This window comes from Plantibacter sp. CFBP 8798 (assembly GCF_014841195.1).
GTDB lineage: Bacteria > Actinomycetota > Actinomycetes > Actinomycetales > Microbacteriaceae > Plantibacter > Plantibacter auratus.
Genome location: NZ_JACYTS010000003.1, coordinates 816,712 through 841,540 on the forward strand (window position 1 = coordinate 816,712; position 24,829 = coordinate 841,540).

Sequence of the window (24,829 nt, forward strand, 5' to 3'; positions counted from 1 at the left end):
CACTCCCCTCTGCTCGACGGATGTCACTCTATCGGCGGGAGGAAGCAGCCGTTCTCGACCGTGATCCGCAGCACGTCGGCATCGGGTCGGAGCTCCCGTTCGAAGATGATGGCGTCGTCGCGGAGCTGCGTCGACAGCTCCAGCTCGCCGTACGAGGGCACGATCAGCTCCGACCGGAACTCGTCCGAGTCGGCCGCGAGTTCGAGCGGCGGCGCGTACCCGTTGATGAGGTCGACGAGCACGGCGCGACTCGTTCCGACCGGCAGCTCGACCTCGACGACCATGCGCGCCAGCTTCGTGGCCCGACCGGACGGCGCCAGGCTGCTGCAGGGCGCCTCCGAGGCCTGGGGTGAGAACGCGAACGGCTGCCCACCCGTCGCCGTGTTGACCATCTGCCCGAGGAGGTCTGCAGCCACGGCGAACACCTCGTCTCGGGTGGGAAGTTCGTCGTCACGCTGGGGAGCGCTCGGGTCGATCACCGGCGCCTCGGGCACCGTCGAAGCACGATCAATCCGCGGCTCCCCGACCTGACCCGTGCAGGCGACGATCACCAGCGCGAACACACTCAGCTGGGCGACCACTGCGATGACGATCGCCATGATCGAGCGCCGCCCGAGCGACCTGGAACGGCGCCCTGGCGGTGCCTCCGCGCGCGCATCGGTGGTCATTGCGTCCGGGATCGTGTCCACGCATACTCCTGTCTGGCCGTGTGTCGCGACGATGGCCGTCGCGATGCTGCAGCGACGGTATCGATCGGGAGCCGGTCGACGGCTCGACAGTTGGTGGGCATGACGCGGCGAGCGCGGATCGGGCGCCTGTGGGGCGGCGTCAAGCGTGTGCGCCGCCGACGAGTTGCAGGCACGTCTACCACGGTGTATAACAAATCTGCACTTCGAGATGCAGATCCGGATCCGGCCGATCAGCCGCTCCCGAAGCGCGCCTCCCGCCCGAACCCGACCAGGAACCACCCGACTCCGATGACGACCCTGCAGCACCCCGCCACCACCGGCTCCACCCGCACCCCACGCCCGCAGCTCGCGGCACTTCCCCGCACCCTGCGCCGCAGTATCCCGGCCGAGCAACGCCAGCTGTTCCGCACCCTCGCGGCCACCATCGGCGGCTTCTGCCTGTTCACCGGCCTCGTCGGTGCGGCCATCACCGGCTGGATGGTGCTGCTCGGCCTTCCGGCCGCGGCGATCCTCCTCGGCGCAACCGCTCCCTGATCGATCGGCCGAGCTATCTCACCTTGGCGGGTAGCCCTTAGAAGTGCGTCCGCAGGAAGGGCGCCTGCTCCGTCGCGAAGGCGAGGTCGAGCGCTCGTACCGCCTCCGATGACCCGGTGATGAGCCCTGCTTCGGCGAGCGCCGACACGCGCGGGCCGCCGAGGAGGACGGCCGACAGCTCGTTGATGGTGAGGCGCACAGCGTCGTCGTCGGTCGATTCCGGCACGTCGCCGATGCGTTCCGCGACCGCGGCACCGTGCTCGTCGATGCGGAGCGCGAACCGACCGCCGGCGAGTCCGAGGGCGTCCTCGACATCGAGCAGGTGCTCGCGAGGATCGGACGCCGCAGGGACGGTGAACCGGCGCGCGCCGAGCACGGTCGGCACGTCGACGATCCGGAGCCAGAGCGAGTCGGCTCGCGCGGTGGTCTTGACGGCGCGACGGTCGACGAGTCGCCACTGGATGGCTTCGACGGTCGGAGCCTGGTGGAAGGTGACCTTCGTGGTGAGGCTGATCCCGGTGAGGTGCCGCCACAGGGCGTAGCGGGCCTCCGGGGTGGTGGCGACGAGGTCGTCGACGACGATCGTGCCCCACTCCTCGCCGACGCGGTAGAGCGCGTATCCCTGCGGCTCGCCGTCGGCGTCGTCGTAGCGGAGGGCGAGCGTGTCACCCTCACCGTGGCTGAAGTGGCGGATGGTCACTTCACGGAGGGCCTGCTTCCACCAGGCGACCCCGCGGTCGATGTCGCCGGTGCCGCGGGAGCGCTCGAACAGCCCGGGCGCGACGGTGGCGAGCGAGCGCGGGTCGAGCGCGTGGACGCGGCCGGCGGGCGGCGCACCCCGCCAAGCGACGCGCTTGGGGTCGACCTCGTGCGTGAACTCCCAGGTCGCGGGGGCGAAGCCGTAGCGACCGTAGATGGTCGCCTCGCTCGCGGTGAGCGCGACGACTGCGGCACCGGTTGCCTTCGCGTGGTGGAGTCGGTTCTCCATCAGTGACCGGGCGATCCCTCGACGTTCGTGGGAGGTGGAGACGGTCACCTCGGTGATGGCCAGGGCGCGGACGGTGCCGCCGGGGATCGACAGTGCGGTCGGGAAGGAACCGAGCGTACCGACGGGGACGAGCGGTTCGGCCGCGGTGTCGTCGTAGACCCCGAGGATGGAGCTGCCGACGAGGAGCTGACGCCGCTCGGCACGCACCGCCACGTCGGTGTCGGGCTTCGAGAGGAAGCCGCGCGACGCTGCACCCCACCAGAGGTCGAGGGCGGCGTGGTCCGTGTGGTCGAGCTCGACGGTGCGCAGGTTCATGCGACAAGCCTATTGCGGCCGCGGTGACGGACCTCGGTCGGAAAACGAACCCCGGTCACTGAGCCTGTCGAAGTGCACACCGAGAACATCACCCGGCGAACAGAGGCCAGCCCGAGAACCCTTCGACAAGCTCAGGGACCGAAAGAAGGCACCCGATCGGAGAACGAACCCCGGTCACTGAGCCTGTCGAAGTGCACACCGAGAACATCACCCGGCGAACAGAGGCCAGCCCGAGAACCCTTCGACAAGCTCAGGGACCGAAAGAAGGCAGCCGGTCGGAGAAGGAACCTCGGTCACTGAGCCTGTCGACGTGCACATCGAGAACACCGCCCGGCGAACAGAGGCCAGCCCGCGAACCCTTCGACAAGCTCAGGGACCGAAAGAAGGCACCCGATCGGAGAACGAACCCCGGTCACTGAGCCTGTCGAAGTGCACACGGAGAACACCGCCCCAAGAGAGGAGGCCAGCCCGGAGCCCTTCGACAAGCTCAGGGACCGGATGAGGCTGAGCTCAGGGACCGGGGTGCCCGGAACGCAGGAGATCGTCGCGAGAGCAGGACGGGCGGGCGCGAAGCGTCCTGCTGTCGGGCGGATGTCCTGCTGCCGCGCCGGGAGTCGCGGGTCAGGCGATGTAGACCTTGCGGAGGGTCTCGCGGACCGTCCAGGTGGTGCGGGCCCCGGCGGCGAGTCGGCCGATGGAGCCGGGACGGAGCTCCAGCGAAGGGGTGCCGTCGGCGAAGTCGACGGTCGCCTCGCCCGAGAGGACCACGAACACCTCGTCGATCTCGGTGTCCTGCACGACGCCGACACCCAACTCCCAGACGCCGACCTCGGTGTCACCGACGGCCGTGAGCGTCACGATCCCGCTCCGCGGCGACCCCGAGACGACGTCCTCGGGCGCGAGCGGGTTGTCGGCGAGCGTGACGTCGGCGCCCTGGAGCACCGCATTCGGAGCGAGCAGGTGGTCGGTCATGAGGTACCTCTCTGAGCAGGACGGAGACGAGCGGGGTCGGCGCAGCCGGACGACCTACCCGACGCCCCAGCCGTAGGCGAGCTTGTGGGCTTCGAGCACGAAGAAGGTCTCGGTCGACCGCACCCCGGGCGTCGGCTGCAGGGTGTCGAGGAGGAAGGTCTTGTAGTGGTCCATGTCGCGGCACACGGCCTCGACCATCACGTCGAAGCCACCGCTCGTGAGCACCACGTAGCTCGTCTCCGCGTGCTTCGACAGCTCCTGGCACACCCCGCGCGCCATCCCCGGCTCGCAGCGGATGCCGATGAGCGCCAGGTGGTCGAAGCCGATCGACAGCGGGTTCGCGATGCCGACGATCTGCAGGATCCCGGTGTCCTCGAGTCGCTGGATCCGGTAGCGGACGGACGAGGCCGGCAGCCCGGTCTCGGTGGCGATCTCGGAGAACGCCTTCCGTCCGTCCTGCTGCAGGATCGCGATCAGCCGACGGTCGATGTCGTCAAGGTCGTTCATGTGGCTCCTCCGGCAGCGGGCGGATGGTCATCTGGCAAGCGTAGCGAGGGAAGCCGTGCGGCCCGGGTGCGGTGTCCGCCCCACCCGAGCCACGAGCCCCGGCCGACCGACCGACCCGACCACGGGCGGTCGACCGGGGCGAGGGCGATCGAGCGGACCGAGGGAGGTCGCCGATCGGCGGATCGGTCCGACTAGCGGACGTGGATCGCGCCGGTGCGGAGGTCGGTCATGTCGTGCAGCGTGTACATGCCACCGATCCGACCCCAGCCGGTGCCCTTGCCACCCGCACCACCGAACGGCATGTTGATGTCCCACCAGCCGTTGGAGTCGTTGACGATGACCTGACCGGTCTCGAGCTCCTCCATGAAGCGGTAGGCCTTCGACAGGCTCTCGGTGAACACCGCGGACTGCAGGCCGAGCGCGTCGGCATTGGCGATGCGGAGGATGTCGTCGTCGTCCTGCGCCGTGAGGATGGGGAGGACCGGGCCGAACGACTCCTCGCGCGACAGCAGGCTGTCCTCGGAGACGCCGTCGACGATCGTGAAGTCGTAGTAGAGGTCCGTCGGGTGGCCGGTGGCACGACCGCCGCCGAGCAGGATGTCGAAGCCGAGCGCGCGGGCCTCGTCGAGGTGGCGGTCCATCTTCGCGGCGACACCCTCGTTGTTGAGCGGGCCGAGGTTGATCCCCTCGTCGAAGGGGTTGCCGAGTCGCACGGTGGCTTTCGCGTAGGCGAGGGCGGCCTCGACGAAGGCGTCGTGGACGTTGTGGTGGACGATGAGCCGCTCGGTCGCGCAGCAGACCTGCCCGCCGCTGTAGAACGCGGAGTCGACGGCGGCCTTCGCGGCTCGTTCGATGTTCGCGTCCTCGAGGACGACGATCGGGCCGTTGCCGGAGCACTCCATGAGCGAGCGCTTGAGGCCCGCGGTGCGGACGATCTTCGCGCCGGTGGCGGAGGAGCCGATGAAGCCGATCGCGTCGATGCCGTCGTGGGAGACGAGCTCGGAACCGAACGCGCCGTCGCCGGGGAGGACGCTGACGAGCCCGGCCGGGACGCCGGCCTCGACGAGGCAGTCCATCGCCGCGAGGACCGCGAGGGGCGTGTTGCTCGGCGGTTTGACGATGCAGGCGTTGCCGGTCGCGAGGCCCGGGGCGACGAACTCGCTGAACATGAGGAGCGGGAAGTTCCAGGGCGTGATGATGCCCCAGACACCGACCGGCGCGCGCCAGGTGAACATGCGCTTGTCGATGTCGCTCGACGGCAGCGTCTCGCCGTAGAGGCGGAGGGCGTCCTCGGCGTGGAGGTGGAAGAGCTGTGCGGCCTCGGCGATGTCGGCGATCGACTCGGCGAGCGGCTTGCCCTGCTCCAGCGTCTGCAGGCGGGCGAGCTCCTCGACGCGGGCGTTGATCGCGTCGCCGACCCGGTGGCAGATCTCGGCACGCTTGAACACGCCGAGCTTCCGCCACTCCCGCTGCGCCTCGTGCGCACGTCGCACCGCCTCGTCGAGTTCGGCGGTGCCGGCGACGGGGATCGACGCGATGACGTCACCGGTGACGGGGCTGATCACCTCCGAGCGCTCCGAGCTGGTTCCGTCGGTGAACTCGCCGGCGATGAAGAGCTGGGTGCGAGTGGGTGTCGGCAACGTGGTCATTCCGGACCTCCTGGTGTCGTGGCTGGGCCGACGACGCCGAACAGCGTCGTGCGGATGTCGTCGGGAGAATGTGGGATCAGCCTAGGACCTTGCGATTCCTCGAACAAGCAGTATTGTTTCGTCAAAGTTACGATTACAACAACTGAAGCATCCTGATCTTGTCGTTCCGACAATCCTTCGGCACATTGAGTGCACCAGCAGCGAGACAGCGACGTCTCGTCCCCCACGAATCGAGAAGAGCCCATGTCGACCGAACACGTCACCAGCACCGACGAGACCACGCACCTGCCGAAACGGATGCGCTGGTTCGACGGTTTCGCCATGGCGATGACCATGCCAGCCGCGCTCATCGCCACCCTCGGCGCCTCCATCACCGGCCTCGGCGGCTGGGGTGCCGCCGTCCTGTGGGCGATCTCCATGATCCTCGCCATGGGCGTCAACTGGATCTACACCGAGCTCGCCACCATGTTCCCGAACTCCTCCGGCGGCATCGCGCACTACGCGGCCGAAGCGTGGAAGTCGCGTGCACCCTGGGTCGCACCGATCACGGGCGTCGGCTACTGGCTCCCCTGGGGCACCAACCTCGCCACCTACGGCGCGGTCACCGGTGCACTCATCCAGGCGCAGTGGTTCCCGAACGAGGACTGGGTGATCCAGCTCGGCCCGATCTCCATCACCTTCCCGATCCTCATCGGGCTCGGCGTCATCGGCGTGATGTACCTCATCAACGTCATCGGCGTCCGCGTCACCATGGCGTTCGTCTACATCACGGCGGGCATCCTGCTCATCCCCCTGTTCGTGTTCATCGTCTTCCCGCTCTTCAGCGCCGACTGGGCACCGCTCGACCTCACCTGGAAGCTCGAGGGCATCGAGGGCCTGCACACCGCGATCGTCTGGCTGTACATCATGGCGTGGACCACCTTCGGTATCGAGGTCTGCGCGACCTTCGCCCCGGAGTACCGCGACTCGGTGAAGGACACGACCAAGGCGATCAAGGCCTCCGTCCTCTTCTGCCTCGGCGTCTTCTTCGTCATCCCGCTGACCCTCGGCGGCTACGCGGGTGAAGCGGCGATCGCCGACAACCCGGCGACCTTCTTCGTCGCGAGCTTCGCCTCGCTCGTCGGTGGCGCTGCGGACGTCATGGTGCTCTGCCTCATCGCCTCGCTGCTGCTCATCATGACCACTTCGGTGGCCGACGCCTCGCGCGTGCTGTTCAACATGGGCAAGGAGCGCGTCACCGTCCCGTCGCTCGGCGTGCTGAACCGTCGCGGGGTGCCGTTCCGCTCGCTCAACGTGATGCTCGTCATGAACGTCGTGATCCTGGTGGTGCTGCAGAACCCGCTCGCGATCATCGTGACCGGCAACCTCGGCTACATCCTCACGCACTTCTTCGCGGTCTCCGGCTTCTTCCTGCTGCGCAAGGACCGCCCCGACGCCGTCCGCCCGATCCGCCTGCCGCGCTTCTTCGTGCCGCTGTCGGTCGTGCTGTCGGTGCTCCTCGCGATCATCCTCATCGTCGGTGCCACCGGGTTCTCCACCACGGGCTACGGCGGGTTCCTGGAGCTCGGCATCGCGCTCGGCCTGCTCGCGCTCGGTGTCGTCATCTGGCTGTTCGTCCAACGGAGCACCGAGCGCGACTCGGGACTCGGGAGCGGCGGGGCATCCGCCGGAACCCCACGTGCCGAGACCGAACGCACCGACGCCGCCCGCACCGACTGACCGCGCACCACGCGACCGCACCGAACCACGCACCACAGGGGACCCACCATGAGAACCACCTACGAACTGGCCGAAGAGCTCGCCGACACCGCACGCCTGCGGGACCAGCTGGACTCGGCCGAACCGGAGCCGTACTGGCTCGACGACCCGGCACGGCCCGCTCCACTCCCCCGCCTCGACGCGGACGTCGAGACAGACCTCGCGATCGTCGGTGGTGGGTACTCGGGCCTGTGGACCGCACTGCTCGCGAAGGAGCGCGACCCGGACCGCCGGGTCGTGCTCCTCGAGGGCCGGCGCATCGCGTGGGCGGCGTCCGGTCGCAACGGCGGGTTCTGCGAGCCGAGCCTCACCCACGGATCGTCGAACGGCAAGAGTCGCCTGCCGCACGAGTTCGACCGTCTGGAGGAGCTGGGGCGCGAGAACCTGCGCGAGATCGGCGAGACCATCGCCCGGTACGGAATGGACTGCGACTGGGAGGAGACGGGGCTGCTGCAGGCGGCGACGGCCCCACACCACGTCGACTGGTTGCGGGAGAGTGCCGAGGAGCACGGCGCCCGGTTCCTCGACCGCGAGGCGATGCAGGCGGAGGTCCACTCGCCGATCTTCCAGGCCGGCCTGTTCGAGCCGACCGGTGCGGCGCTCGTCAACCCGGCCAAGCTGGCGTGGGAGCTGCGACGCGTCTGCCTCGACCTGGGTGTGGAGATCCACGAGTACACGCACGTCCGCTCGATCCGGTCGGACGCGACGTCGGTCACCCTGACGACGACGCACGGCTCGGTCGTCGCGAAGCACGTCGCCCTCGGCACCAACGTCTTCAAGGCCCTCATACCGAGCGCCCGGAAGTACACGGTGCCGGTCTACGACTACGCGCTCATGACGAACCCGCTCTCCGCCGAGCAGCTCGAGAGCCTGGGCTGGAAGGGCCGGCAGGGCATCTCCGACCTCGACAACCGCTTCCACTACTCGCGGCTCACGACCGACGCGAACGGGTCGACCCGCATCCTCTACGGCGGCTACGACGCGGTCTACAACTACGGCGGGCGCGTCGAGCCACGGTTCGACCAGCGCGAGGAGTCCTTCCTCAAGCTCGCCGCCCACTTCGCCCACACCTACCCGCAACTCGCCGACCTCGGCTTCTCCCACAAGTGGGGCGGGGCGATCGACACCTGCGGGCGGTTCTTCTCGTTCTTCGAGACCGCACACGGCGGCAAGGTCGCGCACGCGGCCGGGTTCACCGGCCTCGGCGTCGGGGCGACGCGGTACGGCGCGAACGTCATGCTGGACCTCCTCGCCGGCACGCCGACCGAGCGCACGACGATGGACTTCGTCCAGAAGAAGCCGACGCCGTTCCCACCCGACCCACTCGCGTTCATCGGCGCGCGCATCTCGCTGTCGGAGATGGCCCGGGCCGACCGCAACGAGGGCAAGCGTGGGCTCTGGCTCCGCACGATGGACGCCGTCGGGCTGGGCTTCGACTCCTGAGCCGGGTTTCGACGCAGGAGCCGCAGTCCAACCCATGACAGGCGGAGCCTGGTTCGATACGGTGCAGGTGGTGGTCCCGCTCACGTCGAACCCGCACAGCTCGCGTCGGCCCGCAACGGACACCGCACCGCACCAGCAGCACCTCAGACAAAGGAGCACACCAGTGAGCGACTACGCCGTCGTCAACCCCGCGACCGGAGAGACTCTCCGCGACTACCCGACGATCACGGACGAGGAGCTGCAGCAGGCGATCACCGCCGCGTCCGCCGCCCACGAGGAGTGGTCGCGTCGCGCTCCCGTCGCCGACCGTGCCGCGCTCATCGCCCGCGTCGCCGCCCTGCACACGGAGCGTCGCGAGCAGCTGGCCGAGATCGCCGTCCGCGAGATGGGCAAGACCTACGAGCAGGCGCTCGGTGAGGTCGACTTCGCCGCAGCGATCTACCAGTACTACGCCGACAACGGCGAGGCCTTCTCCGCCGACGAACCGATCGAGCTGTCCGACGGCACCGGCTCGGCGTTCATCCGTCGTGCGTCGCTCGGTGTGCTGCTCGGCATCATGCCGTGGAACTTCCCGTACTACCAGGTGGCGCGGTTCGTCGGCCCGAACGTCGTCAACGGCAACACGATCCTCCTCAAGCACGCACCGCAGTGCCCCGAGTCGGCGCTGGCGATCGCGCAGATCTTCGACGACGCCGAAGCCGAGCTGGGCGCCCACGATTCCGTGTACGTGAACATCTTCGCCACGAACGACCAGATCGCGACGGTCATCGCCGACCCGCGCGTGCAGGGCGTCTCGGTCACCGGTTCGGAGCGCGCCGGTTCCGCCGTCGCCGAGCTGGCCGGCAAGCACCTCAAGAAGGTCGTGCTCGAGCTCGGTGGGTCCGACCCGTTCATCCTGCTGTCGACCGACGACCTCGACGCCGCCGTCCAGGACGCCGTCAACGCCCGCATCGACAACAACGGTCAGTCCTGCAACGCCGCCAAGCGGTTCATCATCATCGACGAGCTGTTCGACGACTTCGCCGCGAAGTTCACCGAGGTCTTCACCGCGAACGCTCCGGCCGATCCGATGGCGGAGAGCACGCAGCTCGGCCCGCTGTCGTCGGCCGCAGCGACCGAGCGACTCGGCGAGCAGCTCGGCCGCGCGAAGGCACAGGGCGCGACGATCCTGGCATCGGGCGAGCCGAATGGGAACTTCTTCCCTCCGGCAGTGCTCACCGACGTGACCCCTGAGATGGACGCGTTCCACGAGGAGTTCTTCGGACCCGTCGCGTCGCTGTACCGGGTCGCGTCCGAGGAGGAGGCCGTGCGCCTCGCGAACGACACCCCGTTCGGCCTCGGCTCCTACGTCTACACGACCGACCAGGAGCAGGCGCTGCGGGTCGCGGACGGGATCGACGCCGGCATGGTGTGGATCAACCTCGTCCTCGGCGACGCGGCGGAGCTGCCCTTCGGCGGCGTCAAGCGCTCCGGCACCGGCCGCGAGATGGGCAAGCCCGCGATGGACGAGTTCGTCAACAAGAAGCTCATCCGCATCGCCTAGGCGCTTCGGCCCCGGTCGCCGAGCTCGCACCACGGTCACTGACGCCCCATCCAGTCTCTGAGCTCGCACCACCGGTCACTGACGCCCCCATCCGGTCACTGAGCTTGTCGAAGTGCGGTCCCGCCCCATGTCGACCGCCCTTCGACAAGCTCAGGGACCGGAATGGGGTGCGCGCGAAAACCGGGACACGGTGCACCCGCTCACCGCGCTCCTCACCCGCGGAACTCTTTCCGCTCACTGAGCTTGTCGAAGTGCGGTCCCGTCGTGCGGTCGCTGCCCTTCGACAAGCTCAGGGACCGGGAGGAGTGCGACTCAGGGACCGAGAGGGGTGCGACTCAGGGACCGGACCGGGATGGTTCAGCTCAGGGACCGGGACGGCAGGGTGCGACTTGGGGACCGGAACCCCTGCTGGGGTTCGTCAGCAAGCGGCGGTCACCCCGAACCGTGCCCCTCTCCGCTCCCTGAGCCTGTCGAAGGGCCCACGGTGGCACCTCGACAAGCTCGGTGACCGGGGTGGGCTCGGTGACCGGGGTGGGCTCGGTGACCGGGGTGGGCTCGGTGACCGGGGTGCGCTCAGCGACCGGGGCCCGAAGGATCTTCAGCCGTCGGTGAGTTGGAGGGCGCTCCACAGCTCGGCGCGGTCGCCGAAGCGCGAGAGGTCGAGGTCGAGCAGCGACTCGAGCGTGGTGATGCGCGCGCGGAGGGTCTGCCGGTGGATCCCGAGGCGGCCAGCAGCCTGATCGGTGACGCAGTTCGCCTCCAACCACGCCCGGGCCGTCTCCACGTGGACCGCCCGAGCCTCGGCGCCGAGCCCACCAAGCGGCTCCAGCAACCGGTTCGCCAGCACCGATCCGCCCGACGCACTCAGCAACCCGAGCAACCCCTGCTCGGCGAGTGCCTCATACCGCACGAGCCGCGGGGTCTCCCCGGCCGACGCCCGAGCCCGCTCGGCCTCGGCCAAGCCGTCACGCAGGCCCTCCCAGCTCGTCCTCGCCGACACCCCACCCGACAGCCCGTGGCGGCCGACGACGGCGTCCCAGAGTCCGGTGTCCGCGTCGCTCGACACGATGACGATCCGCTCGTCCTGCTCGGCGAAGAACAGCTTGCCGCCGTGCGCCGCGGCCTGCACGTCGAGCTCCGAGAGGAAGCCCAGCTCACCCACGGGGATGTCGACCACGGCGACGCGGATCGGGTCGGGCGGCAGCGGCCCCCAGAGCCGCTGGGCGGTGCGCTCGGCGACCGCACGGTCCCCGGAGAGCAGCAGCTCGAGGAGCCCCGAGCGCAGCTGCCGGCGTGCGAGGTCGAGGGCGCTGTGCTGCTCGAGGGCGATGCTCGCGAGGCCGATCACGCTCGAGACGAGGTCGTGCTCGGCATGGTCGAGCGGCACGCTGGAGCCGACCGCGAGGATGCCCCGCAGCTCGCCCCGGCGACCGAGCGTCAGCAGCGTCGCGCCCTCGGCTCCGTCCGCGAGGTGCAGGCCGGCCCGCGACCCGCGGCGCAACACCTCCGCGACGGCGGCCTCCACACCCTCCGGCACCGGCTCGCGCGTCCTCGTGGTGACCCGGTTGCCGAGCGCGTCGTACAGCGCGACCCAGCAGCCGAGCTGCTGCCCCAGCTCCGCGAGGATCGCGGTCAGGCCGTCGGGTCGGAGCGCCGCCCTCGCGACCGCACGCTGGGCGGCGAGCGACCACTCGAGCGATGCCACGCGCGCGGCTGCGACCGCGTCGGCGACGAACCGGATGATGCCGATGAACGGGGTCCGCTCGCCAACCTCGAGCAGGGTGAACCCGTGACGCTCGCACGCCTCGACGAGCCGCTGCGGGATGTCGGCGTGGATGATCCCGGTGGCGAACCCGAGCGCGAGCACGCCCCGGGCGGAGAGGCGGCGGACGTACTCGTCGGCGCGGCGGTCGGCGAGCTCGTCGCTCATCTCGCCGGTGAACTGCATGCCGTCGGTGAGGAGCAGCTGGCCGGGCTCCAGCCAGGGTGTCGGGTCGCCGAGGTCGGAGCTGTGCACCCAGGCGATGTCGCGATCGAGGACGTCGGCGTCACCCGCGACGACGAGGCCGAGCTTGAAGACCGGCTCGGCCATGAGCGTGCGCAGGGACACGTTCGAGGACGCACGGCCGATCTCGCCAGCGATCACTGAAGTGGTGGACATGTGCCGAAGCTATCACTGATCCCGCCATGTACATCAGACGCGTCGATTGCCAGGCTGCAGGAGTGATCAATGACTTCCTCTCCGGCCTCGACAACGCCGGCGTCCGCGACGCCGACACCCAGCGCGTCCTGCACTCCTGGTCCGCCCAGAGCACGCTCAAGCCGCTCCCCATCGCGGGCGGGCTCGGCAGCACCGTGTGGGACCACGACGGACGCCACTACCTCGACTTCTCCAGCCAGCTCGTCAACGTGAACCTCGGGTACCAGCACCCGAAGGTGGTCGCGGCGATCCAGGAGCAGGCGGCGCAGCTCACCACGATCGCGCCCGCTGCGGCGAACGCGACCCGTGCCGAGGCGGCTCGTCTCATCCTGGACCGCGCCCCCGAGGGCTTCGAGAAGGTCTTCTTCACCAACGGCGGCGCCGACGCGAACGAGAACGCGATCCGCATGGCGCGCATCGCCACCGGCCGCGACAAGGTCATCTCGACCTACCGCTCGTACCACGGCAACACGGGCGCGGCCATCGTCGCGACGGGCGACTGGCGCCGCATCCCCAACGAGTACGCCCGCGGCCACGTGCACGTGTTCGGCCCGTACCTCTACCGCACCGAGTTCTGGGCGACGACGCCGGAGGAGGAGTCGGAGCGCGCCCTCCGCCACCTCGAGCGCACCGTCCAGGCGGAAGGCCCCGGCTCGATCGCCGCGATCCTTCTCGAGACCGTGCCAGGCACCGCCGGCATCCTGACCCCGCCGCCCGGCTACCTCGCGGGTGTCCGCGCGATCGCCGACCGCTACGGCATCATGCTCATCCTCGACGAGGTCATGGCCGGCTTCGCCCGCACCGGCGAGTGGTTCGCGTTCGACGCGTTCGACGCGTTCGACGTGCGCCCAGACCTCATCACCTTCGCGAAGGGCGTCAACTCCGGTTACGTGCCGCTCGGTGGCGTCATCGTCTCCGAGCACATCGCCCGCGTCTTCGACGAGCAGGTGTTCCCCGGTGGGCTCACGTACTCCGGCCACCCGCTCGCCGCCGCGAGTGTCGTCGCGACGCTCACCGCGATGGCCGAGGAGGGTGTCGTCGAACACGCGAAGGCGATCGGCGCCGACCACATCGGGCCCGCGCTCCGCTCCCTCGCCGAGCGTCACGAGCTCATCGGCGAGGTCCGTGGCAGCGGCGTCTTCTGGGCGGTCGAGCTCGTCGAGGACCGCGACACCCGCGCACCGCTCGATGCGGCGTCGATGGGTCGGTTCAAGTCGTCCCTGCTCGAGGCCGGCCTCCTGCCGTTCATCAGCGAGAACCGCATCCACGTCGTCCCGCCCGCCGTCGTGACCGCCGACGAGGTCGCCTCGGGCATCGCGATCATCGATGCCGCCCTCGGCGAGCTGCGCCCATGAGCGGCGACCCGGACCCGTTCTGGGACTCGGTGTCGGGACTCCCGGCACCCGTTCCGGCACGACCAGCACCCAGCACCCCTGCACCCCACGACGCCCAGGAGCCCTCCGCATGACCACCACCGCCACGAGCACCACCCCCACGACCGACGCCGGTTCGCTGCCGGTCGTCCCCCACTGGATCGACGGAGCCGAAGCCCCCTCCAGTTCCGGTCGGACCGCCCCGGTCTACGACCCGGCACTCGGTGTCGCGACGAAGCACGTCGCGCTCGCGAACCAGTCGGAGATCGACCGCGCCGTCGCATCCGCCGCCGCGGCCTTCCCCGCCTGGCGAGACCTGCCGCTCGCGAAGCGTCAGCAGATCGTGTTCAAGTTCCGTGAGCTGCTGGACGCGAAGAAGGGTGAGCTGGCGGAGATCATCACCGCGGAGCACGGCAAGGTCGTCTCCGACGCGCTGGGCGAGATCACGCGCGGGCAGGAGGTCGTGGAGTTCGCGACCGGTCTCGCGCACCACCTCAAGGGTGAGTTCTCCGAGCAGGTCTCCACCGGTGTCGACGTGTACTCCACGAAGCAGCCCCTCGGGGTCGTGGGCATCATCTCGCCGTTCAACTTCCCCGCGATGGTGCCGATGTGGTTCTTCCCGATCGCGATCGCCGCCGGGAACACGGTCGTGCTGAAGCCGAGTGAGAAGGACCCGTCCGCGGCGATCTGGCTCGCGAAGCTGTGGAAGGAAGCCGGGCTCCCCGACGGCGTGTTCACGGTGCTGAACGGTGACAAGGAGGCCGTCGACGGGCTCCTCACCCACCCCGACGTCCGTGCGATCTCCTTCGTGGGTTCCACCCCGATCGCGAAGTACGTGTACGAGACCGGCACCGCACACGGCAAGCGCGTCCAGGCACTCGGCGGGGCGAAGAACCACATGCTCGTACTGCCCGACGCCGACCTCGACCTCGTCGCCGACTCCGCCATCAACGCCGGCTTCGGCTCCGCCGGGGAACGGTGCATGGCGATCTCCGTCGTCGTCGCCGTGGAGCCCGTCGCGGACGAGCTCATCGCCAAGATCGCCGAACGCGCAGCGACGCTGCGGATCGGTGACGGACGCCGGAACTGCGACATGGGCCCGCTGGTGACGAAGGTGCACCGCGACAAGGTCGCGTCCTACCTCGACATCGCCGAAACCGACGGCGCCACGATCGTCGTCGACGGCCGCAACACCCCCATCGACGGCGACCCGAACGGGTTCTGGCTCGGCCCGACCCTCATCGACAACGTCCCGACGACGTCGAAGGTGTACACGGAGGAGATCTTCGGCCCCGTCCTCGCCGTCGTCCGCGTGCAGTCCTACGAAGCAGGTGTCGCGCTCATCAACGGTGGTGCGTTCGGGAACGGGACCGCGATCTTCACCAACGACGGCGGCGCCGCCCGACGGTTCCAGAACGAGATCCAGGTCGGCATGATCGGCATCAACGTGCCCATCCCCGTCCCGGTCGCGACGTTCTCCTTCGGCGGGTGGAAGGACTCCCTGTTCGGCGACACCAAGGCCCACGGCGCCGAGGGCGTCCGGTTCTTCACCCAGCAGAAGGCCATCACCTCCCGCTGGCTCGACCCCTCCCACGGCGGCATCAACCTCGGCTTCCCCCAGAACTGAGGTTCCCGGCCCCTCGGCGGCGCTCCCCGCGAGCCTGCCGAGGGGCCGAGTGCTTCTGAGGCCCCTTCGACAAGCGGTCCCTGAGCCTGTCGAAGGGCCGGACCAGGGATGGTCCCGTCCTTGCCACGGGTCGGACTCAGCCGCGACAATGGCCCCGCCGACCACGACCGATGAGGGGCACCACCGATGGCCATCGAACCGACCGAGCTCGATCACCGCTTCACCGCGCCGATCGGCGTCGACGTGAAGGGCGACGTCTGGTCCTGCGTCGAGATGCCCGGCTCGGCCGAGTTCTTCGGCACCGGCAAGTCCGTCCGTGTCGATGCGACCGTCGACGGTGTCGACCTCCCGAACGTCGGGCTCATGCCGACCGGCTCCGGTGGTCACATGCTGTCCATCAGCGCGAAGCTCCGGAAGCGTCTCGGCAAGGACATCGGCGACATCGTCGACGTCCACCTCACCCGCCGCCTGAGCTGAGAACAGGAGATCCGCGCGACAGCAGGAGATCCTGAGGGAGGACCTCCTGCTGCCTCGCGGATCTCCTGTGCTCAGCCGCCCGTGACCCGGCGGATGAGGTCCTGGATGAACGGCACCACGTCCGATGCCTGGTCGACGCCCGCGAAGGCGACCGCCAGCAGCGGCCACAGCGACACGAGGAGCGCCGAGATCACCGCCGCGACGGCCAGCACCCAGGAGAGTGCGCCGTTACGGCTGCGGACGCACCCGAGCAGGAACAGCAGCGCGAGGACGTACCCGATGAGGAGCGCGACCACGATGCCACCGACCGGGACGTTGAGCGCACCGACCGTCGCGCCGTCGGCCGCACCGATGAGCCCGAGGATCGGGATCAGCACCCCGACGACGATCAGGATGAGGAGGACGACCCCCGTGATCGCGGCCGCCCACACGGCACGCGGACGAGGGCGGGCGCCGTACGACGTGGTCCGGCTGAAGAGCGGCATGTCACTGCTCCTTCGTCGGCGTAGCAGCTTGGACGGCCGTGGCCTCGGCGGGAGCGTCCGCCGCCTCGTCGACGTCAGCGGTCTTCGGCGCAGGCTGGTCGTGCGTGTCATCGTCGGCGGGCTCGGGGGCCGAAACCAGGTCGGCATCCGGGCTCGTTGCGGCAGGCTCTTCCGCTGGAGCGACCTGGATCGCGTCGGCAGCCGTGGCGGGCTCAGGGTCGGCGAGGTTCGGGTCGGCACCGTGCGTCACTTCTTCGGCGACGGTCGCGAGCGAGTCGGCCGCGGTGGCCAGCTGGCGGGCGGCCTCAGCGAGTTCCTCCGACACGTCGTCGGAGGAGTCCGACGCCGCCGGGTCGATCGGTTCGCCGACGACGTCGCCGTCGGCCACGGACTCGCCGTCTGCGCTGGCGGCCGCGCCCGGCTGCTCGTTCCCCAGCGACCGGCCGTCGGCACCCTCGGACCGGCCGGTCCGCTGCTCCACCGCGTCACTGGCCGCGTCGGCCAGGTCGGCTGCTCCAGCTCGCGCCGAGTCCACCGCGTCCGACGCAGCGCCCTTGGCGTGATCCAACGCGTCTCCGGCGGCCTCCGCCGCATCGCCGATCGCGGCACCCGCCGCGGACGTGGCGTCACCGATGGCCGCCGTGGCGTCGTCGATCGCCTCCCCCGGATCAGGCTCGATCGGGTCGAACGGCCCGTGGATGTCGGTGACCGTGATGTCGATGTCGACCGGTCCCGGGTGTCGAGCTTCCAGCGCCGCCGCGACGTCGGCACGGACGGTGTCCGCGACCTCGTCGATGCTGGCCGGGTACTCGGCCACCAGTGAGACCTCGACGCTCAGCACGTCGTCGTCGGCGAGGACGTTGACGCCGGGGACGGCGGTGCGACCGAGCAGGCGGGTGCGGGCGCTGTCGATGGCGCGGGGCGTCGGGGAACCGAGGGCGTGCACACCGGGGACCGTCTCGGCCGTCGTGGCGATGACCTGGGCGAGTTCTTCGGCCTCCTGCTCACGTCGCCGGCCGGCGTCGAGCTCGACCACCGGTGCGTCCGCCGGTTCCGGCGAAGCCACCGGCTCAGACACAGACACCGTCACCGTCGGCGTCTCGTCGGAGACCGAGTCGGTCACAGCCGGTCCACCGGCCGCTGATCCAGGGACCGTCGTGTCCGCCGCAGCGACCGATCCAGGAGCAGACGCGGTCCGGCCCACGTGCTCGCCGTCGTGCGATTCGATGCGGCGGACCTCGTCATCCGGATGCGCGGGCACGAGCACCGTCGGGTGCTCAGCCCGGACCTCGGCCGGGGTGGGGATGTGGTGCTGGTCCGGGTGCTTCGTGTCGTCGCTCATGCGATCCTCCTCGCACCGCGTCGGCGGTGCATCGGTCCTACTGCTGTCGATTCGGGTGCCGAGGCGGCACCGCGGGGTGTCGGGTCAGACGACCCGGTTCGTGCTGGCGAGCCGCGTGCGCAGTCCGCTGACGATCTGGATGACCACCGGGGTGGACGTCCCGAGGACGCCGTCCCACTCGTGGATGGCCGCCTCGATGTCGCGCCGCAGCTGAACGGGCGAGGCGTCGCGACGGGCGTGTGCGGTGAGGCGCAGCGTGGACTGCTTGCGGATCCGGAAGCCGGTGACGTCGACGGAGACCACGTCGGGGTTGCGCCCGATCGCCTCCTCGAGGACCTGCTCGGCGACCTTCACGTCGAGCACGACGCGACCTCCGGTCGGGGTGTCCTTCGTCCGCTGCTCGTCGACCTGCAGCAGCGTTCCGGTGTGCCCGCGGCCCTGCCGGAACACGAACCAGAGGATGACCAGGATGAGCAGCAGCGCGACGACCGCCGAGACCCACAGGATCCACGGCTGGGCGTCGATCGTGTCGTTCGTCGGTCCGACGGCTCGCTCGGCGTTCTCGCTGATCGTCCGCTGCACGTCCGGCAGGAGCGCGCCCGCGGACAGGGCCGCACCGGCCGCGAGGACGACGAGTCCCACGACGAAGATGAAGAACCGGTTGAGGAATCGATTCGTGGAGTTCATCAGGCCACCGTTCCCTTGCTGCTCACGCGGACCCTGGCGCGGAGCGCCGGCCGGTAGTCGTAGGACGCGACCTCCGCGTCCACGGCCTGCTGGATCTCGCGCTGGTCGACGCGTCGGCCGCTCGTCGGCGTGACGTCGACGCGGGCACTCCTGGCGCCGACGCTGACACTCACCTGCGAGGGGTCGATGTCACCGGCGTACGAGGCGACGCGGGCGAGCGACTGCGCGATCACGCGGTCGTCCACGACGGCCGCGGTGCGGGCGGCGATCGACCCGCGACGCCCTTGGCGGGCGGGGGCCAGCGACAGGACGATCAGCACGAGGCCGATGATCGCCGCGACCGCGCCGATGGCGACGAGCAGGGGGGCCGGAGCGGTCGCCGCGGTGAGCACCGCGGTGACGATGTCCTTCGGTGCGACGAGGAGCGCCGGCTGCCCGATCGCGGCCAGGACCGATTCGGTGCCGAGCCAGGCGAGCACGAGCGCGAGGATGATCGCGATCGTGATTGCAAGCGTCGACCGCGGCGAGTGGGTCTCGCGACGCACCGCGCGGCGGTACAGGGCTGGGGTGCTCACAACACCCTCCTTCGGTCTTCGAGCTTCGCGCCCGTGATGTGGAGGTCGACGCGTCCGATCGTCGACCCGGTCAGATCCAGGCACCGCTCACGGATGCTGGTCTGTGCGCGTGCCAGGCGTTCGAGGACGGTTCCCGAGGTCCGGGATCCGGCGCCGAGCGGCGACACGTGGATGGGCGTGCTCGCGGTGACCGTGAGGGCCCCCTGGGCGTCGGAGAGCTCGACCGAGACCTCCGACGCCCGCACACCGAGTTCCTCCGCGGTGACGGCAGACACGACGCGACGCACGGCGCGGGAGCTGATCGTGTTGCGACCATGCACGGCCTGTTCGGCCGTCACCGCCGCGGTCACGACGACCGCCGCCCGCGGAGCGCGTCGGCGACACCGCGCAGGTCGAGCTTGCCCTCGAGAACGCGTCCGATGCCGAATCCGATCAGCATGAACAGCGCGACGAGGATCATGCTCCAGAACCCGAATGCGACGGCAGCCAGTGCCAGGACGGCACCGACGAGGATGCCGCGATCGGTCGTGGTCACTGGACGCGGCTCTCGTCAGCGTCGTTGTCGTCGTCCGACGGGATGTGGACGTCGGAGACGGTGACGTTGACCTCGGTGACGTCCATACCCACGACGTTCGAGATCGCGTCGGTGACGCTGCGACGGACGTCGTCCGCGACGCGCTGGAGGTCGACGGGGTACTCGGCGACGATCACGATGTCAGCGGCGACCTGCTTCTCGCCGACCTCGACCGAGACGCCCTGACCGCGGTCCTGGGCGTTGATGGCGTTGCGGATGGCGCCGATGGCGCGAGCTGCTCCGCCGCCGAGGTCGTGCACGCCGGGGACCTCGCGGGCTGCGATGCCGGCGACCTTCTGGACGACGCCGTCGGCGATGACGTTCTTGCCCGTGGAGGCGGTGGCTGCGTGGTTGGCGGTGTCGGTGGTGTTCGACATGGTGTTGCTCCTTCGGTGGCTGGTACTGCGGTTTCACGCTCCGGGTGTCCGGTCGCGGTGCCCGTGTTCCGGGCGACATCTATGAGACTGCGCGTCACGCCCGATCCTCACGGTCGATCTCCTTTTCGTCGCGAAGCACTCAGTTTCTGGATATTCGCTACTCGTCGATCAGGCGCGGAGGGTCTGGCTCGGGCCCTCGCCGAAGCGGTTCCGGTAGGCGGAGGCGAAGCGGCCGAGGTGGACGAACCCCCACCGCTTCGCGACCTCGCCGACCGTGGTCTCCTGCGGCGAGCTGTCGGCGAGCTCGCGCCGGGTGCGGTCGAGGCGGATGTCGCGCAGGTAGGCGGTGGGCGACATGCCGAGCTCGCGACGGCAGTGGAGCTGCAGCGTCCTCGTGTGCAGCCCGGCCGCCTTCGCCGCGTCGGCGGGCGTGATGGGCTCCGCCGCGTGGTGGTGCAGGTATTCGACCGCGAGGCGGGTGCGCGCCATCGAGGGCTCGCGGAGCGGCTCCGGCAGGTCGACCACCGCCCACGGTGCGAGCTGCAGCAGCGCGAGGGCGAGCGGTCGCTGGGCGTTCATGCGCAGCAGCGGAGGGGCCGTCTCGTCGGTGAGTACCGGGGTGGAGGCGTTCAGCGCCACGCGCCAGCGCTCGATCGCCTCGGGTGTCGGCGTCGCCTCGAGGTCGAAGGACACCGCTTGACTCGGGCCGGCGTGGATCTCGGTCGCGATGTCCTCGAGGTACGGTGCGGAGAACAGCACGGAGTTCTGCCGATGCGGGGTGAGGTGCACCGTGTACGGCCGGTGGAACGGGAGGACGAACGGGTGTCGCGGGATCTCCATCCGTTGGCCGTCGCGACGCACGATCCAGCCGCCGCCGGTCGTGACCCACGAGACCACGTAGTCGGTGAGGCCGGGGGTCTCACCGGTGACGTGCCCGGTCATCGTCGCGGTGCGGAGCGAGACACGGTCGTCGCCGATCGACACCCACTGGAACGAGAACGGCTCGGTGCCGCGGGTGACGGTGAATCGGCTGCCGTCGTAGGCGCGCTCGTAGTTCTGCCGGGCGACCGCCGGGTCGTCGCCGCTGACCGTGACCCTGCGGATCGGAACCGTCGACGCCATACTGCCCGCACTGCCGAGCAGCGGGCCGGTGTCGGAGTCGCTCTCCGGATCTGATTCGGATGCGAGGAAGGAGTGTTGCATGGTCGTCCTTGTGCGAGTGGGGGTCTCTTCGTCGCGGGACGGGCCCCATGGCCCCGTCGGTTTCCCGCGTCATTGGAGAGACGGACCGAGAGGAGGGAATCTCACGGTTCACTCAGCAGTTCGTCAGACAACGCCGTACCGGATGCCTCGCCGCACGCGTTTCGGTGAAAACTCAGTAGTCGGGACCTCCCGGTGAGGACATGAATCCGTCCCCGGCGCCCGGTCCCTGAGCCTGTCGACGGGCAGCCGAAAGCGCCCGTTCCGTCATCCTGAAGCTCTCCAGACGACGCAACGGGCGCTCTCGGTGATGTCGCAGTGCCGCCTACGCTGCGTCCAGATACCCGTTCGGATTGAGGACGAACTTCTGCGCAGCCCCCGCATCGAACTCGGCGTACCCGCGCGGGGCGTCCTCGAGGGTGATCGCGGTCGCATTGACGTTCTTCGCGATGTGTACCTTGTCGTGCAGGATCGCCATCATCAGGCCGTGGTTGTACTTCATGACCGGGCACTGACCGGTGGTGAACGACAGCGACTTCGCCCAGCCGGTACCGAGGCTCAGCGACAGCGCGCCCTTCTTCGCGGCCTCGTCGATGCCGCCCGGGTCACCCGTCACATAGAGCCCGGGGATGCCGAGCGCTCCGCCGGCCGCCGTGATGTCCATGAGCGAGTTGAGCACGGTCGCCGGAGCTTCATGACCCGCGTCACCGCCGTGGCCACGAGCCTCGAAGCCGACGGCGTCGACCGCGCAGTCGACCTCCGGGATACCGAGGATCTGTTCGATCTGCTCCGCCGGCTCGCCCTTGGTGAGGTCGACGGTCTCGCAACCGAAGCTCCGCGCCTGCGCCAGCCGGTCGGCGTTCATGTCGCCGACGATGACCGCGGCAGCGCCGAGGAGCATGGCCCCGGTCGCTGCAGCGAGGCCGACGGGACCCGCACCTGCCACGTAGACGGTGGAGCCGACACCGACGCCCGCCGTCACCGCACCGTGGAAGCCGGTCGGGAAGATGTCGGAGAGCATCGTGAGGTCCATGATCTTCTCGAGCGCCTGGTCGCGGTCCGGGAACTTCAGGAGGTTCCAGTCCGCATAGGGCACGAGCACGTACTCGGCCTGGCCGCCGACCCAGCCACCCATGTCGACGTAGCCGTAGGCACTGCCCGGGCGGTCGGGGTTCACGTTGAGGCAGATGCCGGTCTTGCGCTCCTTGCAGTTGCGACAGCGGCCGCAGGCGATGTTGAAGGGCACCGAGACGATGTCGCCGACCTTGATGAACTCGACGTCCGGTCCGACCTCGACGACTTCACCGGTGATCTCGTGTCCGAGGACGAGGTTCGGCGGTGCAGTGGTGCGGCCGCGGACCATGTGCTGGTCGGAGCCACAGATGTTGGTCGCTACGGTCTTGAGGATGGCGCCGTGGGGGACTTTCCGGCCGACGTTGGCCGGGTTCACCCCCGGTCCGTCCTTGAGCTCGAAGGTGGGGTAGTCGATGTCGATGACCTCGACGACACCCGCTGCTTTGTAGGCGACAGCTCTGTTACCTGACACGTGATCCTCCTTGATCGCGGGCGCCCGTCGTGGGGCACCCTGTGTCTGCTCGACCCTATCCCGCCCCTGCCGCGAGCGGCAGTCCCCCGGTCCCTGAGAACACCTCCGCCGGTCCCTGAGAACACCTCCGCCGGTCCCTGAGCTTGTCGAAGGGCACCCCTGTGGAGAGCGCCGTCGGTCGTCCGCACACCTTGTCTAGGCTGCCTGGAGGCCGTTTTCCAAAGCCGCGGTCATCCCACATGTACAGACGGAGGCCCAAAACGTACACTTGCGGCATGTCCCGGATCAACGTCACCGAAGCTCGCGCGAAGTTCTCCGAGCTCATCGCGCGATCCCACACCGAAGCCGTGTTCGTGGAGCGTCGCGGGCGTGCAGAGGCCGTCATCATCAGTCCCGAACAGTACGACCGGATGATGGAAGCGCTCGAAGACGCCGAGGACGCCCGTGCCTTCGACGCGGCGATGGCCGAGGAGGGCGACAGCATCCCGTGGGCGCAGGCGAAGGCCGACCTCGGCTGGGAATGAGTCGATACGACATCGAGCTGCGGCCGGCCGCGATCAAGGCGCTCCGCAGGATCGACCATCAGGACCAGCGACGCATCCGGGCCGCGATCGCTCTGCTCGGGGAGAACCCACGCCCGCCGAGCGCAACGGCGCTGCAGGGGCGCCCCGGCTTCCGAGTCAGGGTTGGCAGGTATCGGATCTTGTACACGATCGATGACGGTGTGCTCCTCGTTATCGTCATCACGCTCGGCCATCGGAGCGACGTCTACCGGGGCTGACGTCCGGCGACTTCGTGTCGGCGCCCACCTCTACGCTGGTGGAGCAGACCCCGAGGAGAGCACCCAGCATGAAGAAGACTCCCTTGGCGTTGCTCGTCGCGCTCCTTGCGGCCGTCGTGGTGCTCGTCGCAACGCAGGTCGACGGCGGGATCGTGTTCGGCGGACCAGGATCATCGACGCCGACATCCGTCGTGCCGACGCCCGCGGCGGTCAGCCCGAGCGCGCGGGCATCGCTCGAGGCCGCCGGCTTCGCTGTCGTGGACGCGTCCGGGCAGTTGGTCGTCTCGGTCACCGCAGTCGAAGACGCGCTGGCCGACGTGGACACCGCGACCCAGGTGGCCACCGGTTACGACCGGGACCGGTTCGGTCAGCGCTGGGCTGACATCGACCGCAACGGCTGCGACACCCGCAATGACGTGCTCGCGCGCGACCTCGTCGACGTCACCTTCAAGCCGGGGACCCGCGACTGCGTCGTCCTCACCGGCGTTCTGCACGACCTCTACACGGGGTCGACGATCGACTTCCAGCGCGGTGAGCGGTCGAGTCAGCTTGTGCAGATCGATCACGTCGTGCCGCTCGCGTGGGGTTGGCGTCACGGCGGGAACACGTGGACGGAGCAGCAGCGGGAGCAGTTCGCGAACGACCCGATCAACCTGCAGGCCGTCGACGGCGCCACGAACTCCTCGAAGTCGGACTCCGGCCCCGGCGATTGGATGCCGCCCTCGGCCGCCTCGCACTGCGAGTACGCGGCTCGGTTCGCGCTCGTGCTGATGGCATACGACCTCACGGTCGACGACGCCGACCGCCAGGCGCTCACGGGCACGCTGGACAGCTGCCGGGCGTAGCTCCCCCTGCACCACAGCAGGACATCCGCCCGAGAACCGGAGGTTTCCCGCAATTCCATCCGGTTCTCGCGCCAATATCCTGCTGTCAGGCGGGACGAAAAAAGCGGCCCACCGAAGTGGACCGCTTTTCGAAACGTGCGCCCGAAGGGATTCGAACCCCCAACCTTCTGATCCGTAGTCAGATGCTCTATCCGTTGAGCTACGGGCGCATTGCTTGCTGAGAGAAGAGAACTTCGGCTCGGCAGGCCGAAGTAGAGCCTACAACACGGAAGCCGAAGACGCGAATCGTGCTGCGAGGGGTACGGGCCGGAGAGGGGAACGCCCTTCGACAAGCTCAGGGAC

General features: G+C 69.4%; 25 protein-coding genes and 1 tRNA gene. 10 read left to right on the forward strand and 16 right to left on the reverse strand.

The window, feature by feature from the left end; genetic code table 11:
• Positions 1-23: 23 nt before the first annotated feature.
• A complete protein-coding gene (locus IFU30_RS16390; RefSeq protein WP_192006124.1) occupies positions 24-689 on the reverse strand; it encodes a hypothetical protein in 666 nt (221 codons plus the stop codon).
• A 288-nt stretch (positions 690-977) separates the two neighbouring features.
• Between IFU30_RS16390 and IFU30_RS16395 the strand changes: the two genes are divergently transcribed.
• Positions 978-1,223, forward strand: coding sequence for a hypothetical protein (locus IFU30_RS16395; RefSeq protein WP_192006126.1), 246 nt, complete (start codon positions 978-980; stop codon positions 1,221-1,223).
• A gap of 37 nt (positions 1,224-1,260) precedes the next feature.
• Here IFU30_RS16395 and IFU30_RS16400 read toward each other — a convergent pair whose 3' ends face one another.
• The 4 genes from IFU30_RS16400 to IFU30_RS16415 form a co-directional block, all read right to left on the reverse strand.
• Positions 1,261-2,526, reverse strand: coding sequence for a GNAT family N-acetyltransferase (locus IFU30_RS16400; RefSeq protein ID WP_192006128.1), 1,266 nt, complete (start codon positions 2,524-2,526; stop codon positions 1,261-1,263).
• Positions 2,527-3,147: 621 nt separating this feature from the next.
• A complete protein-coding gene (locus IFU30_RS16405) occupies positions 3,148-3,498 on the reverse strand; it encodes a cupin domain-containing protein (protein WP_192006130.1) in 351 nt (116 codons plus the stop codon).
• Between the two features lie 54 nt (positions 3,499-3,552).
• Positions 3,553-4,005 carry an Lrp/AsnC family transcriptional regulator gene (locus IFU30_RS16410; protein WP_056013555.1) on the reverse strand — a complete coding sequence of 151 codons (453 nt, stop codon included), beginning with the start codon at positions 4,003-4,005 and terminating at the stop codon, positions 3,553-3,555.
• 191 nt (positions 4,006-4,196) lie between these two features.
• Positions 4,197-5,654 (reverse strand): aldehyde dehydrogenase family protein, encoded by a 1,458-nt coding sequence (locus IFU30_RS16415; RefSeq protein WP_192006132.1) that lies wholly within the window; start codon positions 5,652-5,654, stop codon positions 4,197-4,199.
• Between the two features lie 243 nt (positions 5,655-5,897).
• Here IFU30_RS16415 and IFU30_RS16420 point away from each other — a divergent pair, with 243 nt between their 5' ends.
• The 3 genes from IFU30_RS16420 (at position 5,898) to IFU30_RS16430 (ending at position 10,398) form a co-directional block, all read left to right on the forward strand.
• Positions 5,898-7,373 (forward strand): APC family permease, encoded by a 1,476-nt coding sequence (locus IFU30_RS16420; protein ID WP_192006134.1) that lies wholly within the window; start codon positions 5,898-5,900, stop codon positions 7,371-7,373.
• 48 nt (positions 7,374-7,421) lie between these two features.
• A complete protein-coding gene (locus IFU30_RS16425; RefSeq protein ID WP_192006136.1) occupies positions 7,422-8,855 on the forward strand; it encodes an NAD(P)/FAD-dependent oxidoreductase in 1,434 nt (477 codons plus the stop codon).
• A gap of 163 nt (positions 8,856-9,018) precedes the next feature.
• Positions 9,019-10,398, forward strand: coding sequence for an NAD-dependent succinate-semialdehyde dehydrogenase (locus tag IFU30_RS16430; RefSeq protein WP_192006138.1), 1,380 nt, complete (start codon positions 9,019-9,021; stop codon positions 10,396-10,398).
• Positions 10,399-10,996: 598 nt separating this feature from the next.
• On the opposite strand, the gene IFU30_RS16435 is transcribed toward IFU30_RS16430, so the two are convergent.
• Positions 10,997-12,559 (reverse strand): PucR family transcriptional regulator, encoded by a 1,563-nt coding sequence (locus IFU30_RS16435; protein ID WP_192006140.1) that lies wholly within the window; start codon positions 12,557-12,559, stop codon positions 10,997-10,999.
• A 62-nt stretch (positions 12,560-12,621) separates the two neighbouring features.
• Between IFU30_RS16435 and IFU30_RS16440 the strand changes: the two genes are divergently transcribed.
• The 3 genes from IFU30_RS16440 to IFU30_RS16450 all read left to right on the forward strand — a co-directional run bounded on the left by IFU30_RS16440 (position 12,622) and on the right by IFU30_RS16450 (position 16,075).
• Positions 12,622-13,953, forward strand: a complete 1,332-nt coding sequence (locus tag IFU30_RS16440) for an aspartate aminotransferase family protein (RefSeq protein ID WP_441005555.1) — start codon at positions 12,622-12,624, stop codon at positions 13,951-13,953.
• A gap of 109 nt (positions 13,954-14,062) precedes the next feature.
• The gene (locus tag IFU30_RS16445; protein ID WP_192006144.1) at positions 14,063-15,598 is read left to right on the forward strand and encodes a CoA-acylating methylmalonate-semialdehyde dehydrogenase; all 1,536 of its coding nucleotides are present in this window, start codon (positions 14,063-14,065) and stop codon (positions 15,596-15,598) included.
• Positions 15,599-15,784: 186 nt separating this feature from the next.
• Entirely contained in the window at positions 15,785-16,075 is a 291-nt protein-coding gene (locus tag IFU30_RS16450; RefSeq protein ID WP_192006146.1) for a DUF1905 domain-containing protein, read from the forward strand.
• Between the two features lie 71 nt (positions 16,076-16,146).
• Here IFU30_RS16450 and IFU30_RS16455 read toward each other — a convergent pair whose 3' ends face one another.
• From IFU30_RS16455 to fdhA, 9 genes are all read right to left on the reverse strand, one after another.
• On the reverse strand, positions 16,147-16,560 hold the full coding sequence (locus IFU30_RS16455; protein WP_192006148.1) for a hypothetical protein: 414 nt from the start codon (positions 16,558-16,560) through the stop codon (positions 16,147-16,149).
• A 1-nt stretch (position 16,561) separates the two neighbouring features.
• Positions 16,562-17,902, reverse strand: coding sequence for an Asp23/Gls24 family envelope stress response protein (locus IFU30_RS16460; protein ID WP_192006150.1), 1,341 nt, complete (start codon positions 17,900-17,902; stop codon positions 16,562-16,564).
• 84 nt (positions 17,903-17,986) lie between these two features.
• Complete coding sequence (locus tag IFU30_RS16465) at positions 17,987-18,589, reverse strand: hypothetical protein (RefSeq protein ID WP_192006152.1); 603 nt, start codon at positions 18,587-18,589, stop codon at positions 17,987-17,989.
• Positions 18,589-19,164, reverse strand: coding sequence for a hypothetical protein (locus tag IFU30_RS16470; RefSeq protein WP_192006154.1), 576 nt, complete (start codon positions 19,162-19,164; stop codon positions 18,589-18,591). The genes IFU30_RS16465 and IFU30_RS16470 overlap by 1 nt, the downstream gene beginning before the upstream one ends.
• Positions 19,161-19,514, reverse strand: a complete 354-nt coding sequence (locus tag IFU30_RS16475; RefSeq protein ID WP_192006156.1) for a hypothetical protein — start codon at positions 19,512-19,514, stop codon at positions 19,161-19,163. The genes IFU30_RS16470 and IFU30_RS16475 overlap by 4 nt, the downstream gene beginning before the upstream one ends.
• The gene (locus IFU30_RS16480) at positions 19,511-19,699 is read right to left on the reverse strand and encodes a DUF2273 domain-containing protein (protein ID WP_064296821.1); all 189 of its coding nucleotides are present in this window, start codon (positions 19,697-19,699) and stop codon (positions 19,511-19,513) included. The genes IFU30_RS16475 and IFU30_RS16480 overlap by 4 nt, the downstream gene beginning before the upstream one ends.
• Positions 19,696-20,115 carry an Asp23/Gls24 family envelope stress response protein gene (locus tag IFU30_RS16485; protein WP_085513765.1) on the reverse strand — a complete coding sequence of 140 codons (420 nt, stop codon included), beginning with the start codon at positions 20,113-20,115 and terminating at the stop codon, positions 19,696-19,698. Before IFU30_RS16485 ends, IFU30_RS16480 begins: the two co-directional genes overlap by 4 nt.
• Positions 20,116-20,283: 168 nt before the next feature.
• Positions 20,284-21,318 (reverse strand): helix-turn-helix transcriptional regulator, encoded by a 1,035-nt coding sequence (locus IFU30_RS16490; protein ID WP_197977605.1) that lies wholly within the window; start codon positions 21,316-21,318, stop codon positions 20,284-20,286.
• A gap of 322 nt (positions 21,319-21,640) precedes the next feature.
• The gene (fdhA, locus tag IFU30_RS16495) at positions 21,641-22,861 is read right to left on the reverse strand and encodes a formaldehyde dehydrogenase, glutathione-independent (RefSeq protein WP_192006158.1); all 1,221 of its coding nucleotides are present in this window, start codon (positions 22,859-22,861) and stop codon (positions 21,641-21,643) included.
• Positions 22,862-23,136: 275 nt separating this feature from the next.
• Between fdhA and IFU30_RS16500 the strand changes: the two genes are divergently transcribed.
• The 3 genes from IFU30_RS16500 to IFU30_RS16510 all read left to right on the forward strand — a co-directional run bounded on the left by IFU30_RS16500 (position 23,137) and on the right by IFU30_RS16510 (position 24,487).
• Positions 23,137-23,385, forward strand: coding sequence for a type II toxin-antitoxin system Phd/YefM family antitoxin (locus IFU30_RS16500; protein ID WP_064296825.1), 249 nt, complete (start codon positions 23,137-23,139; stop codon positions 23,383-23,385).
• On the forward strand, positions 23,382-23,642 hold the full coding sequence (locus IFU30_RS16505) for a type II toxin-antitoxin system RelE family toxin (protein ID WP_192006160.1): 261 nt from the start codon (positions 23,382-23,384) through the stop codon (positions 23,640-23,642). Before IFU30_RS16500 ends, IFU30_RS16505 begins: the two co-directional genes overlap by 4 nt.
• Before the next feature lie 68 nt (positions 23,643-23,710).
• A complete protein-coding gene (locus IFU30_RS16510; RefSeq protein ID WP_192006162.1) occupies positions 23,711-24,487 on the forward strand; it encodes an HNH endonuclease family protein in 777 nt (258 codons plus the stop codon).
• A 136-nt stretch (positions 24,488-24,623) separates the two neighbouring features.
• On the opposite strand, the gene IFU30_RS16515 is transcribed toward IFU30_RS16510, so the two are convergent.
• Positions 24,624-24,696: transfer RNA gene (locus IFU30_RS16515), tRNA-Arg, on the reverse strand.
• Positions 24,697-24,829 lie beyond the last annotated feature (133 nt).

Bases quoted from the DNA above. Each gene is read 5' to 3' on its own strand.
- IFU30_RS16415 (WP_192006132.1), bottom strand. From the start codon at position 5,654: ATGACCACGTTGCCGACACCCACTCGCACCCAGCTCTTCATCGCCGGC.
- IFU30_RS16410 (WP_056013555.1), bottom strand. From the start codon at position 4,005: ATGAACGACCTTGACGACATCGACCGTCGGCTGATCGCGATCCTGCAG.
- IFU30_RS16460 (WP_192006150.1), bottom strand. From the start codon at position 17,902: ATGAGCGACGACACGAAGCACCCGGACCAGCACCACATCCCCACCCCG.
- IFU30_RS16500 (WP_064296825.1), top strand. From the start codon at position 23,137: ATGTCCCGGATCAACGTCACCGAAGCTCGCGCGAAGTTCTCCGAGCTC.
- IFU30_RS16510 (WP_192006162.1), top strand. From the start codon at position 23,711: ATGAAGAAGACTCCCTTGGCGTTGCTCGTCGCGCTCCTTGCGGCCGTC.
- IFU30_RS16490 (WP_197977605.1), bottom strand. From the start codon at position 21,318: ATGCAACACTCCTTCCTCGCATCCGAATCAGATCCGGAGAGCGACTCC.
- IFU30_RS16425 (WP_192006136.1), top strand. From the start codon at position 7,422: ATGAGAACCACCTACGAACTGGCCGAAGAGCTCGCCGACACCGCACGC.
- IFU30_RS16395 (WP_192006126.1), top strand. From the start codon at position 978: ATGACGACCCTGCAGCACCCCGCCACCACCGGCTCCACCCGCACCCCA.
- IFU30_RS16435 (WP_192006140.1), bottom strand. From the start codon at position 12,559: ATGTCCACCACTTCAGTGATCGCTGGCGAGATCGGCCGTGCGTCCTCG.
- IFU30_RS16445 (WP_192006144.1), top strand. From the start codon at position 14,063: ATGACCACCACCGCCACGAGCACCACCCCCACGACCGACGCCGGTTCG.
- IFU30_RS16505 (WP_192006160.1), top strand. From the start codon at position 23,382: ATGAGTCGATACGACATCGAGCTGCGGCCGGCCGCGATCAAGGCGCTC.
- IFU30_RS16455 (WP_192006148.1), bottom strand. From the start codon at position 16,560: ATGCCGCTCTTCAGCCGGACCACGTCGTACGGCGCCCGCCCTCGTCCG.
- IFU30_RS16465 (WP_192006152.1), bottom strand. From the start codon at position 18,589: ATGAACTCCACGAATCGATTCCTCAACCGGTTCTTCATCTTCGTCGTG.
- IFU30_RS16485 (WP_085513765.1), bottom strand. From the start codon at position 20,115: ATGTCGAACACCACCGACACCGCCAACCACGCAGCCACCGCCTCCACG.
- IFU30_RS16420 (WP_192006134.1), top strand. From the start codon at position 5,898: ATGTCGACCGAACACGTCACCAGCACCGACGAGACCACGCACCTGCCG.
- IFU30_RS16450 (WP_192006146.1), top strand. From the start codon at position 15,785: ATGGCCATCGAACCGACCGAGCTCGATCACCGCTTCACCGCGCCGATC.
- IFU30_RS16405 (WP_192006130.1), bottom strand. From the start codon at position 3,498: ATGACCGACCACCTGCTCGCTCCGAATGCGGTGCTCCAGGGCGCCGAC.
- IFU30_RS16400 (WP_192006128.1), bottom strand. From the start codon at position 2,526: ATGAACCTGCGCACCGTCGAGCTCGACCACACGGACCACGCCGCCCTC.